The sequence below is a fragment of the Stenotrophomonas riyadhensis genome (assembly GCF_040256885.1).
GTDB lineage: Bacteria > Pseudomonadota > Gammaproteobacteria > Xanthomonadales > Xanthomonadaceae > Stenotrophomonas > Stenotrophomonas riyadhensis.
Window position 1 is genome coordinate 1,885,060 of record NZ_CP155568.1, and the last position, 14,116, is coordinate 1,899,175.

Sequence of the window (14,116 nt, forward strand, 5' to 3'; positions counted from 1 at the left end):
TCACCACCTTCGATTAAACCCAATGGTCCCTCCCGACGGGCGGGGCGAGAGTACGCATGGCGATCGACGATCTGCTCGACGAGCACGAACAAAGTGAACGCGTCCGCAGCTGGCTGCGGAAGAATGGCGCCAGCATCCTCGGTGGCGTAGCCATCGCGATCGGTGCCATTGCCGGCTGGCAGTGGTACCAGAAGGATCAGGGCGGCAAGCTGGCCTCGGCCAATGTCGAGTACCAGAAGGCGCTGGTCGGCCTGCAGCAGAACAAGCTCGACGATGCCGCCAAGGCAGTGAAGGCGCTCGAAGCCGGCCCGTCCAGCATCTATGGCGACCTCGCGGCGCTGCAGCTGGCCAAGGCCCAGGTCGACGCCGGCAAGAATGAAGAAGCGCTGGCCACCCTGCGCGGCGTGAAGGTCGAAGGTGACCTGCAGCGCGTGGTCGACCAGCGTGTGGCCCGCCTGCTGGTGGCCACCGGCAAGAGCGACGAAGCCATCAAGCTGCTGGGCAGCGCCACCGACAGCAGCAGCCTGGAAATCCATGGCGATGCGCTGCTGGCGCAGGGCAAGCGTGATGATGCCCGTGCACAGTACGAGAAGGCGCTGAAGTCGCTGGACGTGGCAGCGCCGCAGCGGCGCCTGCTGGAAACCAAGGTTATGGATGCCGGCGGCACGGTCGCCGCCCCTGCGGAGTCGGTTTGATGAGTCAGAAGGTCATGATCACCCGCGTCGCCACCGTGCTCCTGATGGGCATGGCCCTGACCGGCTGCAGCACCATGAAGGGCTGGTTCGCCGGCAAGGACGCGGCGGCGAAGAAGGCCCAGGAGCCGGCTGAGCTGGTCAAGTTCGAGCCGAGCGTGAAGGTCAACAAGATCTGGTCGGTCAACCTCGGCAAGGGTGAGCGCCGCATCGGCGTGCGCCAGGGCCCGGCCGTGGCCAACGGCCATGTGTTCGCTGCGGCGATCACCGGTGGCGTGCACGCCATCGACCTGCAGACCGGCAAGAAGGTCTGGACCTGGGAGCCGCAGAAGGAAAAGAAGAAGCCGAAGCTGCGCCTGTCCGGCGGCCCGGGTGTCGGTGAGAACCTGGTCGTGATCGGCACGCTGGATGGCCAGGTCATTGCCCTGGACATCAACGATGGCAGCGAGAAGTGGCGCGCCCGTGTCCCGGGTGAAGTGATTGCCGCACCGGCCGTGGCCCAGGGCCTGGTCTTCGTGCGCAGCAACGATGGCCGCGTCACCGGTTTCGATGCCGGCAACGGCACCCAGAAGTGGTTCAACCCGAGCGAACTGCCGGCGCTGACCGTGCGCGGCAACGCCCCGGTGGTCACCGGCCCGGGCGTGCTGTTCATCGGCAAGGACGAAGGCGCGGTTGCCGCGCTCGCCATGCAGGATGGGCGTACCCTGTGGGAGCAGAACCTCGGCAACGGCGAAGGCCGTACCGAGCTGGAGCGCATGGCCGACGTCGATGGCGCCCCGGTGCTGGAGGGCAACACCCTCTTCGTGAGCAGCTTCAAGAACCAGACCATGGCCATCGAAGGCCCGACCGGTCGCCCGCTGTGGGCGCGTGACCATGGCGGTGCAGGTGGCGTGGCGGTGTCGTCGGGCAATGTGTTCGTTACCGACAACAAGGGTGGCGTGTTTGGCCTGGACAAGGCGACCGGCGCTGCCATGTGGTCGCAGACCGAGCTGGCGCGTCGTTCGCTGACCGGCCCGGCTCTGCAGGGTGATTACGTGGTCGTCGGCGACTACAAGGGATACGTGCACTGGCTGAAGACCTCCGATGGTGCGATGGCGGCACGGGCGAAGAGCGGCGGCGACGCCCTGTTGGCCCAGCCGGTCGTCGTAGACGGGGTGCTGCTGGTGCAGAACGTTGATGGCAAGCTGACCGCCTTCCGGTTGGCAAATTAAAAATTGGAGTAATCGCGATGCTGCCTTTGGTCGCCCTGGTTGGACGGCCGAATGTCGGCAAGTCGACTATTTTCAATGCGCTTACGCGCACCCGTGACGCGCTGGTCCATGACCAGCCCGGCGTCACCCGCGACCGCAACTACGGTGTCTGCCGTCTGGACGAGGACAATCATTTCCTCGTCGTGGACACCGGCGGTATCGCGGAAGAGGAAGAGGGACTGGCAGGGGCTACCACCCGCCAGGCCCGCGCCGCTGCGGCGGAAGCCGACCTGATCCTGTTCGTGGTCGATGCCCGTGAGGGTACCTCGGCGATGGACGACGAGATCCTGGCCTGGCTGCGCAAGCTGTCGCGCCCGACGCTGCTGCTGATCAACAAGATCGACGGCACCGACGAGGACACCGTGCGTTCGGAATTTGCCCGTTACGGCTTCGGCGAGATGCTGACCGTGTCGGCCGCGCATCGCCAGGGCCTGGACGACCTGCTGGACGAAGTGATCCAGCGCCTGCCCGAAGAAGGCAGCGGCGAAGAGCTGGACAACGATCCGAACCGCATCCGCATCGCCTTCGTCGGCCGCCCGAACGTGGGCAAGTCGACCCTGGTCAACCGCATCCTTGGCGAGGAGCGCATGATCGCCTCCGACGTGCCGGGCACCACCCGCGACTCGATCGCGGTGGACCTGGAGCGTGATGGCCGCGAGTACCGCCTGATCGACACCGCCGGCCTGCGCCGTCGTTCGCGCGTGGACGAGGTCGTCGAGAAGTTCTCGGTGGTCAAGACCATGCAGTCGATCGAGCAGTGCCAGGTGGCCGTGCTGATGCTCGACGCCACCGAAGGCGTGACCGACCAGGACGCCACCGTGCTCGGTGCCGTGCTCGACGCCGGCCGCGCGCTGGTCATTGCCATCAACAAGTGGGATGGCCTGACCGAGTACCAGCGCGAGCAGGCTGAAACCATGCTGTCGCTGAAGCTGGGCTTCGTGCCGTGGGCCGAGTCGGTGCGCATCTCGGCCAAGCATGGCTCGGGCCTGCGCGAGCTGTTCCGTGCAGTGCATCGCGCGCACGAATCGGCGAACAAGACCTTCACCACCAGCGAAGTGAACAAGGCGCTGGAAGTGGCGTACGAGACCAACCCGCCGCCGACCATCCGCGGCCACGTCTCCAAGCTGCGTTACGTGCATCCGGCTGGGGCAAACCCGCCGACCTTCATCGTGCACGGCACGCGCCTGAAGGAACTGCAGGAATCGTACAAGCGCTACCTGGAGAACTTCTTCCGCAAGCGCTTCAAGCTGATCGGCACGCCGGTGAGCTTCATCTTCCGCGAGGGCACCAACCCGTACGAGGGCAAGAAGAATGTCCTCACCGAGCGGCAGGTCAAGGCCAAGCGGCGCTTGATGAAGCACGTCAAGGGCAAGTGATTCAGGAAAAGGCGGCCGCAGGGCCGCCTTTCTTGTTTGTGGTAGTGCCGGCCGCTGGCCGGCAATCCCCCGTGTTCGCAGATACCGGTCGAGGCGGTCCGGTGCCACGTGCCCGACAATGCGGCCTCGAGCATCGAAGAGCTTTTCCCCACGTGAGCGCCTGGCCTACGGCGCCGTGCTGATTGATGTGCGCTAGGCGGTCGCTGGGGGACCTACCTCGATGTGGAACTCGACGAGGGGACCTTTCAGCGACGGGATTCGACTTATGCAATTCCTTCTATCATCTGCCTGGCTGAGGCCAGCAGGAATTCATCCTGATAGTGACCGGCGGCAACAGAGAGTCCAACCGGGCAATTGTCGATAGTCAGCAACGGCATGGAAATCTCTGGCAGCCGCGCGACACCGGAAAAGGCGGTGATCGCCATTGTCCTATCGTAGAAGTCCAGCACGGCCTCCAGCGTCGTCAGCGATCCCTTGAGGGGGGCAATGACCGGCGTCGTGGGGAAGCAGATGACGGTTCCGGGCATGAGGCAAGCATTGATCCTCTCGAAGAACCATTCGCAGCGGGTGATGCTGTCGAGTGCGGTAAGCCGGTCGAACGATTGCACATTTCCATACGCCATGGAGAAGGCAAAGCCAAGCTCGGGTTTGTGTGTTTCGATCCAGTTGCCGACCGTGCTCTGGAATTCGGCCGTCTGCAGATTCCGCAGCGCCTTCACATTGCAATCGACTAGCGGAACGTCCGCGCCGACGATCTGCGAGAAGCGGACTGTCTCCGGCACGATGCCGGTGCGGGTGGCGATCGCCTGCAAGGCGGCATCCGCCTGGTTTCTCACTGCTTCGTCAGCAATGTCCAGCGCATCGGCGAGGACCAGGATACGTTGCAGTGGCGCCGGCTGGCTTGAGCTGCTGCGCAGCAAAACCCGTGTCGCTGCATCGAGCAGGTTCAATGATGCAGCAACGACGCCCACCGTGCTGACGCTCGGCATGAAGGGCAGCACGCCGGCTTCGGAAATCCGGTGCAGGGATGGGCGCATGCCCCAGATGCCGCACAGGCTCGCAGGAACACGGATCGAGCCGCCCGAATCGGTGCCGATGGAGAAATCGGCCACGCCATTGGCGACCGACGCTGCAGATCCACTTGAAGAGCCGCCGGGAATGCGATCTGGAGCCTTGGCATTCACCGGCGTGCCGAAGAATTGGCTTTCGCCGTCGAGGCTATACGTGAATTCGTCCGCGACGACCTTGCCTACGCAGCGCGCGCCCGCAGCCAATACCTGATCGACGCAAAGCGCATTGAGCTTCGGCGCAGGATGCCTGGCCCGCCAGGCCGGGCTGCCATAGGAGGTCTTATGACCCGCCAGATCGATATTGTCCTTCACCGTGAAGGTTGTTCCCTCCAACGGCCCTGCTCCAAGCGGTGCTATGTCGATCCTTTCGACGATCGAGCCGGACGGATCATCAGGGTAACTACTGTGCATGCTCATCTCGTGGTGGGTTCCGAAGCGTTGTGACGATTGTCCGTGCGAACATCGGCCTAAGAGTATGAAACCCGAGGACTGCTGTTGCGGGCGCGCTGGGGGCGCCAGCCAGGTATGGGTTTGGTTCTCGATGTCTCGATCAGGGCGGACTGCTGCGACGAGCGCGGCAATGAGGCAACGCGCATGGCATGCCTCGACCGCGCCGCGATGTTGAAGCCGGTTGCACCTGGCTTGTGGCAGGGATCGATTCCGGCAGCTGCACCTGCCCCGTGATGCTTGCCCAGACCAGGGTCGTACCCAGTGCACCTGCCAGGTACGCCACCGACACCGCCCCGATCAGCAGGCCCGTGGCATGCTCCAGCCATGGAAGCAATCGGCAACACCCCTGTGCCCAGCGCGGATGGCTGCCGAGCCACGCCATCAGCAGGCCGAGCGACAGCGCGACGCCACTCAGGCCGGCCACGTAAGCGGCCTGGGTGCCCGTGTCGGCAACGAGGCCGGTAACCAGGGCTGCAATCGCGAACTGCAGCATCCAGTTGCTGCTGCTGGCGAGCGCCAGCAGGCATCCTGCTTCGGCGTGCGGCCAACGGGAGCGAGCGCGCAGGCCCCAGGGCATCTGCAGGGAAAGCGGAGAGAACGGGGTCAAGCCTGCGTCGCGCAGGCACATGCCCGCCAGGCGCAGCAGCAGGAGGCAGCCCGCGCACTGCATCGCCAGCGTCCACAGGCCGCGGTTTCCCAGCATGCCCGCTGCAACGAAAGCCGTGGCACAGATGACGCCCGTACCGATGGCGATACCGAACGACGCGGCCATGGCGGCGTGCCCGCCCGCGCCCATCGCGGTGCGCAGGATCTTCGCGTGATGCGAAGCAGGCAGGAGCATGGCGAAGCCGTACAGCACCGCGACGACGAAGAACTGCTGCAACGTAAACCTGCCACTGACCTACAGAAAGTGCAGAGTGTGGGCGGGTGTGAACGCGCGGTATTGAACGCCATTGCGACAGGTGCGAATCGCCGGCATCAGCCGGCCCACAGCGACACGACGATCCATAGCGCCAGCGCAATCATCAGGAGCCCTGCGGCCCGTTCCAGCCAGGGCAGGGCACGCGCGAATCGACCCAGCACCCACGGGTGGCCGACCAGCGCGGCTACCACCAGATCCCATAGCAGGACGATGCCGAACATCCACGCGCCATAGAAGAACTTCGTTGCGGCGCTGGCCTGCGGACCGTTGAGCATTGCCGCCAACGTTGCGTAGAACAGCGCATTCTTCGGGTTCAGCAGCGCAGACAGGGCGCCCAGCCCTGCCGCCTTCCACCATCCGTGGGCACCGTCCGCTCGCGATCCGGCGGCAGCGTCAGATGCCTGCAGCGTCGTCGAACCCGCATGGCGCAGGAACAGCGTGCCGAGGTACAGCAGGAACCCGCAGCCCGCCAACTGCACCGCAATGAACCCTGCGCTGCCCGCGCGCAGCATGGCCATTCCAGTGAAGGCCGCCACGATGAAGACGCCGTTGCCAACGGCGATGCCTGCGCAGGCGCCGCTGGCGGTGCGCCAGCCAGAGGTGATCGCGGTGCGTGCAACGAGGAAGAAATCGGGACCGGGTGAGAGCAGGGCGAGAAAATGTACGGTGGCGATGATCAGGAACTGTTCCATCGGGTCCGGCGGCGGCTGGCGGGGGCGCCAGTCTGGGGATGTGCCGCGCGGTGGTATTGAACGTTATTGCAGGCTCAGCGCCGGTACTGGCCTGGGGTCGCACCGGCGTGGGCCTTGAAGACCCGCTGGAAATGACTCTGGTCGGCAAAGCCCAGTGCATGCGCGACCACGGCCAGTGACTGGCCTTCGCACAACCGTCGGCGGGCCTCCTGGATGCGCTGGTCGATCTGCCAGGCGTGTGGGGTCAGGCCTGTGGCACGTCGGAAGGCGCGGATCAGCTGGTAGCGGCTCATGCCTGCCAGCGATGCGAGCTCCTGCAGGGCCGGGGTGTGTTCGAGCCGCTGGCGCAGAACGTCCTTCACCGGCTGCACCCGCTGCTGTAGTGCGGCATCTTCAGGCGGGCCGGCGACGGCTACACCATCGTGTTCATCCAGATCGCCGACGAACGCGATCAGGGCCGCTTCCTTGACGCTGACCGGATCGTCGGAGAACAACGTCTCGTTGAGCTGGCAGTATTGCTGGTAGCGCGGGCGATGGTGGGAGATCCGGATCGGTTCCTGCTGCCAGTCGGGTCCGGGCAGGCCGTCATACTCGGCGCGGACCTCGGCCATCCAGCGCGCATCCAGATGCAGCATCTGGTAGCTCCAGACCTGGCCGGGCAGGGGGTTGCAGGCATGCACGCGGCCTGCGGGTACGCCGACCAGGCTGCCGGGCTGCAGCAGGCGCGGTCCTTCCGCGGCGCCGGTGAACACGCTGCTGCCGGCGTCCACGGCGCCGATCGAGAAGGTGTCATGGCTGTGCGGGCGATGGCAGGCGCGGCTGTCGCAGGCCCGTCGGCTTTCGACGAAGGGCATGCGCGGGTCACGCCAGAATTCGGTGGCAGAGCGCATGCAGCGGTTCCGGGATGCAGGGGGCAACGCCCGCATGGTGCCATGTTCGGGGCAAGGCGCGTCGAGGGTGTCTGCGCGATAATGCGGCCATGAGCATTCAAGAGCTTTCCCCCGCGCAGGCGCGCGAGCGCCTGGCCCATGGCGCCGTGCTGATCGATGTGCGCGAGGCGCATGAACGGGCCGGGGGCATGGCCGAGGGCGCGCGCGGCGTGGCCAAGGGCGAGCTGCAGGCCGACCCGGCCGCTCATCTGCCGCGACTCGACCAGGAAATCCTGCTGATCTGCCAGAGCGGCAAGCGCTCGGCCGATGCCGCGCAGTTCCTGCTGGAGGCTGGATACACCAATGTGGCTTCCGTGAGCGGCGGTACCGTGGCCTGGCGCGAGCAGTCGCTGCCGCTGGTGCAGCCGCTGGACAGCGCCGCCGACCGCGATTTCTACGACCGCTATTCGCGCCACCTGCTGCTGCCGCAGGTGGGCGAGGCCGGCCAGCGCCGGCTGCAGCAGTCGCGGGTGCTGGTGCTGGGCGCCGGCGGCCTGGGCGCGCCGGCCGGCTTCTATCTGGCCGCGGCCGGGGTAGGGCACCTGCGCTTCGCCGACCACGACCGGGTGGAGCGCAGCAACCTGCACCGGCAGATCGTGCATACCGAAGCCAGCGTCGGCCAGCTCAAGGTCGATTCCGCGCGCGAGCGGCTGCTGGCGCTGAACCCGTCGATCGAGGTGGAGGCCGTGCCGGAGCGGGTCACGTCCGATAACGTGGATGCGCTGCTGGAGGGCGTGGACGTGGTGCTGGACGGCTCGGACAACTTCCCGCTGCGCTACCTGCTCAACGATGCCTGCATCAAGCACGCCACGCCACTGGTGTATGCCGCCATCGAGCGCTTTGACGGCCAGGTAAGCGTGTTTGACGCTGGCCGCCAGCGCGGCGTGGCGCCGTGCTACCGCTGTCTGTTCCCGGAGCCGCCGCCGCCGGAGTTCGCGCCGAACTGTTCCGAGGCCGGCGTGCTGGGTGTGCTGCCGGGATTGGCCGGCGTGCTGCAGGCCACCGAGGTGCTGAAGCTGCTGCTGGGCATCGGCGAGCCGCTGGTTGGCCGGCTGCTGCGCTTCGATGCGCTGGGCATGCGCTTCCGCGAGACCGGCATCCGGCCAGACCCGCACTGCCCGGTATGCGCGCCGGGCGTGCCGTTCCCGGGGTATATCGATTACGCCGCGTTCTGCCGGAGTGGGTGAACCCGGCCGGGGAATGCATGGGTAGATGCCGACCTTGGTCGGCGCTTTTGTGCCAACCAAGGTTGGCACCTACCGAAGCGGGTGCATGGTTTCGGAATCCGGCATCCGGCCGGGCCCGCACTGCCCGGTGTGTGCGCCGGGTGTGCCGTTCCCGGGGTATATCGATTACGCCGCGTTTTGTCGGGGCGGGTGAGGCTGGCCGGGGAGTGGATTGGTAGATGCCGACCTTGGTCGGCGCTCTTGTGCCAACCAAGGTTGGCACCTACCGAAGGGGCATGGTTGGCGCCTACCGAAGCAGGTGCATGGTTTCGGAATCCGGCATCCGGCCGGACCCGCAGTGCCCCGTGTGCGCGCCGGGCGTGCCGTTCCCGGGGTATATCGATTACGCCGCGTTCTGCCGGAGTGGGTGAACCCGATCGGGGTGTGCATTGGTAGATGCCGACCTTGGTCGGCGCTTTCGTGCCAACCAAGGTTGGCACCCACCGAAGCGGGTGTACGGTTGCTCCCACTTGGGCGGGCGCACGGTTTCGGGATGATGCTGGGGGTCGCTCCCTGCATCGTTCCACCTCCAAGACAATCCGGCGCAACATGCGTGCTATTGCCGTCATCGGCATTGCTCTATTGTTGAACCCGATTCTGGATCTTGGGGAACACACCGCATGGCGGTAGAAGCAGCGACCAGCGAGCTGGTCAAGGTCGTGGCCCTGTTGGGCGCGGCGGTGGTGATGGTGCCTTTGTTCCGTCGGGCCGGCCTGGGCTCGGTGCTGGGCTACTTCGCCGCCGGCCTGGCGATCGGACCGTTCGGGCTGGGCTGGTTCTCCGACCCGCAGGCCATCCTGCATACCGCCGAGCTCGGCGTGGTGATGTTCCTGTTCGTGATCGGCCTGGAAATGCGGCCCTCGCACCTGTGGAGCCTGCGAAAGGAAATCTTCGGGCTGGGCACGCTGCAGATCGTCACCTGTGCGCTGGTGCTGACCAGTATCGCCAAGCTGTTCGGCCTGCCATGGCAGGTGGCCTTCATCGGCGCCACCGGCTTCGTGCTGACCTCCACCGCGGTGGTGATGCAGCTGCTGGCCGAGCGTGGTGACATCGCGCTGCCGTCGGGGCAGAAGATCGTCTCCATCCTGCTGTTCGAAGACCTGCTGATCGTGCCGTTGCTGGCGCTGGTGGCCTGGATGGGCCCGAGCGCAGGCAGTGCCGACGGCGAAGGCTCGCGCTGGCTGTCGGTCGCGATCGGCGTCGGTGCCATCGTCGGCCTGGTGCTGGTCGGCCGCTTCCTGCTCAACCCGCTGTTCCGCGTGCTGGCCGAATCGAAGGCGCGCGAGGTGATGACCGCCGCCGCGCTGCTGGTGGTGCTGGGTGCGGCGCTGCTGATGCAGCTGTCCGGCCTGTCGATGGCGATGGGCGCGTTCCTGGCCGGCGTGCTGTTGAGCGAGTCGACCTTCCGTCATCAGATCGAGGCGGACATCGAACCGTTCCGCGGCATCCTGCTCGGCCTGTTCTTCCTCAGCGTGGGCATGGCGCTGGACCTGGGCGTGGTGGCCGGTAACTGGCAGCTGATCCTCGGCCTGGTGCTGGCGCTGATGGCAGCCAAGGCGCTGTGCATCTACGTGGTGGCGCGCATCATGGGCAGCGACCACGCGCAGGCGCTGGACCGTGGCGTGCTGATGGCGCAGGGTGGCGAGTTCGCCTTCGTGTTGTTCTCCGCCGCTGCGTCGGCCGGCGTGATCGACCTGGAGATCAATGCCAACTTCACCGCCGTGGTGGTGCTGTCGATGGCGCTGACCCCGCTGGTGGTGCTGGTCTACAAGCGCATCGCGCCGAAGCCGACGGTGAACATGGACGGCGTGGACGAGGCCGATGGCCTGTCCGGCAGCGTGCTGCTGATCGGCTTCGGCCGCTTCGGCCAGGTCGCCAGCCAGTCGCTGCTGGCGCGCGACGTGGATGTGACCATCATCGACAACGACGTGGAGATGATCCAGAGCGCGGCGCGCTTCGGTTTCAAGATCTATTACGGCGATGGCACCCGTCTGGACGTGCTGCATGCCTCGGGTGCCGCCACTGCGCGCGCGATTGCGGTGTGCGTGGACAAGGCCGAAGCGGCTGACCGCATCGTTGAACTGGTGGCGCATGAGTTCCCGCAGGCCAAGCTGATGGTGCGCTCGTTCGACCGCGAGCATTCGCTGCGGCTGATCCATGCCGGTGTCGATTTCCAGATCCGCGAGACGTTTGAATCGGCGGTGCTGTTCGGCCAGGCCGCGCTGGTGGAGCTGGGGGCGGATGAGGACGACGCGGTGGAGATCGCCGAGCAGATCCGTCGCCGCGATGCCGAGCGTTTCGAGCTGGAGATTGCCGGTGGTGGTCTGAATGCCGGCGCGCGGATGATCTACGGCAACAGCCCGCAGGGCGTGCCGACGCCGACGCCGTTCACCGCGCCCAAGCGCGAGAGCAAGACGCTGAACCCGCAGGATGTGCCGGAAGAGGAAGAATAAAGCCCGGTAGTGCCGGCCGCTGGCCGGCAGATGCGGAAACGTTCCGACGTCATGAGGTTGCCGGCCAGCGGCCGGCACTACCGGAGGTTGGCAATTTGAGTCACCCCGGGGTCAGAGCCCTTTGCCTGTGGCAAAGGGATCCGACCCCATCAGGACCCCATTCCGCGGTGGGCGAGGGGGCCTGAATCGGGGACAATAGCGTCCCCGCCGCCCCACGCCTGCTCCCGATGACCGATTCCGCCCCCCAGCTTCCTGCCCGCATCCTTGATGGCCGCCGCATCGCCGAGGACCTGCTCGACAGCCTGAAGGTGCGCGTCGACGCGCGCGTGGCCGCCGGCGGCAGCCGCCCGGGCCTGGCCGTGGTGCTGGTCGGTGGCGACCCGGCCTCGACCGTGTACGTGCGCAACAAGCGCCGTGCCGCCGAGAAGGTCGGTATCGAAGCGCATGACTACGACCTGCCGGCCGGTACCACCGAAGCCGAGCTGCTCAACCTGATCGACCAGCTCAATGCCGACCCGAAGATCAACGGCATCCTGATCCAGCTGCCGCTGCCGGGCATCCCCGACGCGCGCCGGCTGATCCAGCGCATCGACCCGCGCAAGGACGTGGACGGCTTCCACCCGGAAAACGTCGGCCACCTGGCCCTGCGCGAGTTTGGCCTGCGCCCGTGCACCCCGCGCGGCATCACCACGCTGCTGGGCCACACCGACCAGCCGGTGCGTGGCCGCAACGCCACCATCGTGGGCGTGAGCAACCACGTCGGCCGCCCGATGGGCCTTGAGCTGCTGATTGCCGGCTGCACCGTGACCAGCTGCCACAAGTTCACCCCCAAGGACGTGCTGGAACAGGCCGTACGCAACGCCGACATCCTGGTGGTGGCGGTGGGCCGCCCGGGCATCGTGCCGGGCGAATGGGTGAAGCCGGGCGCGGTGGTGATCGACGTCGGTATCAATCGCTTGGATGACGGCCGCCTGGTGGGTGATGTCGGGTTTGAGGCTGCGGCCGAGCGGGCGAGCTGGATTACCCCCGTGCCGGGTGGCGTGGGCCCGATGACCGTGGCCACGCTGATGCAGAACACCCTGGAAGCCGCGGAAGCGCTGAGCTGACCGCAGCGGCTCGCTCCTGGTAGGTGCCAACCTTGGTTGGCACGATCCGTCCGGCGCCTGGGCCCCAGATGGGGTGAAGGCCTCTCCCTGTTTGTGCCAACCAAGGTTGGCACCTACCAAAGGCGGGTCCACGGCGGTGCGGCGGCGGCATTGCCCGCTGTTGGTGGGTGCCAACCTTGGTTGGCACGATCCGTCCGGCGCCTGGACCCCAGATGGGATGACGGCCTCTCCCTGTTTGTGCCAACCAAGGTTGGCACCTACCAAAGGCGGTTCCGTGGCGGTTCCATGTCCGTGGGGGCCGTGGTGGTGCAGCGGCCCCGGTCCATCGCCCTGAACGAATCACCGCCCGCGCGACACTGCGTCGCATCTACCCCCTGCCACAGGGCGCGAAAACAGGGTAAAATGTCGCGCTTCCCCACATCTCGGGTATGCCGATGCTGCGCATCCAGGCTGAAGCACTCACTTACGACGACGTCTCGCTCGTCCCCGCCCATTCGACCATCCTGCCCAAGGACGTCAACCTCGAAACGCGGTTGACTCGCGACCTGAAGCTGAAGCTTCCGATCTTGTCCGCAGCCATGGATACCGTCACCGAAGCCCGCCTGGCCATCGCCATGGCCCAGCTCGGCGGCATGGGCATCATCCACAAGAATCTCAGCCTGGAACAGCAGGCCGCGGAAGTGGCCAAGGTCAAGAAGTTCGAGGCCGGTGTCATCCGCGACCCGATCACCGTCGGCCCGGAAACCACCATCCGCGACGTGCTGGCCCTGACCCAGGCGCACAACATCTCCGGCGTGCCGGTGGTGGGCAGTGACGGCCTGCTGGCCGGCATCGTGACCCATCGCGACATGCGCTTCGAGACCGAGCTGGACGATCCGGTCCGCCACATCATGACCAAGAAGGATCGCCTGATCACGGTCAAGGAAGGCGCCGCCTCCGACGAAGTGCTGCAGCTGCTGCACCGCAACCGCATCGAAAAGGTGCTGGTGGTCAATGATTCGTTCGAACTGCGTGGCCTGATCACCGTCAAGGACATCCAGAAGAACACCGACTTCCCGAACGCTGCCAAGGATCTGTCGACCCGCCTGCTCGTCGGCGCTGCCGTCGGCGTGGGTGGCGATACCGATCGCCGCGTGGAAGCGCTGGTCGCCGCCGGCGTGGACGTGATCGTGGTCGATACCGCGCACGGCCACTCGCAGGGCGTGCTGGACCGCGTCAGCTGGGTCAAGAAGAACTTCCCGAACGTGCAGGTCATCGGTGGCAACATCTGCACCGGCGAAGCCGCGCTGGCGCTGCTGGACAGCGGCGCGGATGCGGTCAAGGTCGGCATCGGCCCGGGCTCGATCTGCACCACCCGCGTTGTCGCCGGCGTCGGTGTGCCGCAGGTCACCGCCATCGACCTGGTGGCCGAAGCCCTGCAGGACCGCATCCCGCTGATCGCCGACGGTGGCATCCGCTACTCGGGCGACATCGGCAAGGCGCTGGCCGCCGGTGCCTCGACCATCATGGTCGGCGGCCTGCTGGCCGGTACCGAGGAATCGCCGGGCGAGACCGAGCTGTACCAGGGCCGTTCGTACAAGAGCTACCGCGGCATGGGTTCGCTGGCTGCCATGGAGAAGGGGTCGAAGGACCGCTACTTCCAGGACGCTGCCACCGCCGACAAGCTGGTGCCGGAAGGCATCGAAGGCCGAGTGCCGTACCGCGGCCCGGTGGGCGGCATCATCCACCAGCTGATGGGCGGCCTGCGCGCCACCATGGGCTACGTGGGTTGCGCCACCATCGAAGACATGCGCAGCAAGCCCAAGTTCGTGAAGATCAGCGGCGCCGGCCAGCGTGAGAGCCACGTCCACGACGTGACGATCACCAAAGAGCCGCCGAACTACCGCGCCTGATGCGCTTGCGAACTGCTCTTGCGATTACGGGCAGCCTGCTGATGGCAGGCTGTTCGTT

General features: G+C 66.4%; 11 protein-coding genes. 7 read left to right on the forward strand and 4 right to left on the reverse strand.

Translation table 11 applies throughout. The features are described 5' to 3' along the window. Positions 1-56: 56 nt before the first annotated feature. Genes SriyCCGPB3_RS08980 through der form a run of 3 tightly spaced genes read left to right on the forward strand, consistent with a single transcriptional unit; the run spans position 57 to position 3,318 of the window. Positions 57-695 carry a YfgM family protein gene (locus SriyCCGPB3_RS08980; protein ID WP_094001816.1) on the forward strand — a complete coding sequence of 213 codons (639 nt, stop codon included), beginning with the start codon at positions 57-59 and terminating at the stop codon, positions 693-695. Next, positions 695-1,903 (forward strand): outer membrane protein assembly factor BamB, encoded by a 1,209-nt coding sequence (gene bamB, locus SriyCCGPB3_RS08985; protein ID WP_110712031.1) that lies wholly within the window; start codon positions 695-697, stop codon positions 1,901-1,903. Before SriyCCGPB3_RS08980 ends, bamB begins: the two co-directional genes overlap by 1 nt. Before the next feature lie 17 nt (positions 1,904-1,920). Further along, positions 1,921-3,318 carry a ribosome biogenesis GTPase Der gene (gene der, locus SriyCCGPB3_RS08990; protein ID WP_014036905.1) on the forward strand — a complete coding sequence of 466 codons (1,398 nt, stop codon included), beginning with the start codon at positions 1,921-1,923 and terminating at the stop codon, positions 3,316-3,318. A gap of 263 nt (positions 3,319-3,581) precedes the next feature. On the opposite strand, the gene SriyCCGPB3_RS08995 is transcribed toward der, so the two are convergent. The 4 genes from SriyCCGPB3_RS08995 to SriyCCGPB3_RS09010 form a co-directional block, all read right to left on the reverse strand. Next, positions 3,582-4,799: an amidase family protein gene (locus SriyCCGPB3_RS08995; RefSeq protein WP_350260143.1), complete on the reverse strand. Its 1,218-nt coding sequence runs from the start codon at positions 4,797-4,799 to the stop codon at positions 3,582-3,584. A 139-nt stretch (positions 4,800-4,938) separates the two neighbouring features. Then, positions 4,939-5,721, reverse strand: a complete 783-nt coding sequence (locus tag SriyCCGPB3_RS09000) for a lysine transporter LysE (RefSeq protein WP_350260144.1) — start codon at positions 5,719-5,721, stop codon at positions 4,939-4,941. Between the two features lie 95 nt (positions 5,722-5,816). Then, positions 5,817-6,452: a LysE family translocator gene (locus SriyCCGPB3_RS09005; protein WP_350260145.1), complete on the reverse strand. Its 636-nt coding sequence runs from the start codon at positions 6,450-6,452 to the stop codon at positions 5,817-5,819. A gap of 74 nt (positions 6,453-6,526) precedes the next feature. Continuing rightward, a complete protein-coding gene (locus SriyCCGPB3_RS09010; RefSeq protein WP_350260146.1) occupies positions 6,527-7,342 on the reverse strand; it encodes an AraC family transcriptional regulator in 816 nt (271 codons plus the stop codon). A gap of 89 nt (positions 7,343-7,431) precedes the next feature. Between SriyCCGPB3_RS09010 and moeB the strand changes: the two genes are divergently transcribed. The 4 genes from moeB (at position 7,432) to guaB (ending at position 14,058) form a co-directional block, all read left to right on the forward strand. Next, positions 7,432-8,568 (forward strand): molybdopterin-synthase adenylyltransferase MoeB, encoded by a 1,137-nt coding sequence (gene moeB, locus SriyCCGPB3_RS09015; protein WP_350260147.1) that lies wholly within the window; start codon positions 7,432-7,434, stop codon positions 8,566-8,568. 659 nt (positions 8,569-9,227) lie between these two features. Next, positions 9,228-11,060 (forward strand): monovalent cation:proton antiporter-2 (CPA2) family protein, encoded by a 1,833-nt coding sequence (locus SriyCCGPB3_RS09020; RefSeq protein WP_201118832.1) that lies wholly within the window; start codon positions 9,228-9,230, stop codon positions 11,058-11,060. Between the two features lie 227 nt (positions 11,061-11,287). Continuing rightward, positions 11,288-12,166, forward strand: a complete 879-nt coding sequence (gene folD / locus SriyCCGPB3_RS09025) for a bifunctional methylenetetrahydrofolate dehydrogenase/methenyltetrahydrofolate cyclohydrolase FolD (RefSeq protein WP_350260148.1) — start codon at positions 11,288-11,290, stop codon at positions 12,164-12,166. Between the two features lie 434 nt (positions 12,167-12,600). Then, positions 12,601-14,058: an IMP dehydrogenase gene (guaB, locus tag SriyCCGPB3_RS09030; protein ID WP_005409308.1), complete on the forward strand. Its 1,458-nt coding sequence runs from the start codon at positions 12,601-12,603 to the stop codon at positions 14,056-14,058. The last annotated feature ends 58 nt before the right edge of the window (positions 14,059-14,116 follow it).

What these genes read in the sequence shown, in the direction of transcription:
- SriyCCGPB3_RS08980 (WP_094001816.1), top strand. Translation starts at nt 57, where the DNA reads ATGGCGATCGACGATCTGCTCGACGAGCACGAACAAAGTGAACGCGTC.
- bamB (WP_110712031.1), top strand. Translation starts at nt 695, where the DNA reads ATGAGTCAGAAGGTCATGATCACCCGCGTCGCCACCGTGCTCCTGATG.
- der (WP_014036905.1), top strand. Translation starts at nt 1,921, where the DNA reads ATGCTGCCTTTGGTCGCCCTGGTTGGACGGCCGAATGTCGGCAAGTCG.
- SriyCCGPB3_RS08995 (WP_350260143.1), bottom strand. Translation starts at nt 4,799, where the DNA reads ATGCACAGTAGTTACCCTGATGATCCGTCCGGCTCGATCGTCGAAAGG.
- SriyCCGPB3_RS09005 (WP_350260145.1), bottom strand. Translation starts at nt 6,452, where the DNA reads ATGGAACAGTTCCTGATCATCGCCACCGTACATTTTCTCGCCCTGCTC.
- SriyCCGPB3_RS09010 (WP_350260146.1), bottom strand. Translation starts at nt 7,342, where the DNA reads ATGCGCTCTGCCACCGAATTCTGGCGTGACCCGCGCATGCCCTTCGTC.
- moeB (WP_350260147.1), top strand. Translation starts at nt 7,432, where the DNA reads ATGAGCATTCAAGAGCTTTCCCCCGCGCAGGCGCGCGAGCGCCTGGCC.
- SriyCCGPB3_RS09020 (WP_201118832.1), top strand. Translation starts at nt 9,228, where the DNA reads ATGGCGGTAGAAGCAGCGACCAGCGAGCTGGTCAAGGTCGTGGCCCTG.
- folD (WP_350260148.1), top strand. Translation starts at nt 11,288, where the DNA reads ATGACCGATTCCGCCCCCCAGCTTCCTGCCCGCATCCTTGATGGCCGC.
- guaB (WP_005409308.1), top strand. Translation starts at nt 12,601, where the DNA reads ATGCTGCGCATCCAGGCTGAAGCACTCACTTACGACGACGTCTCGCTC.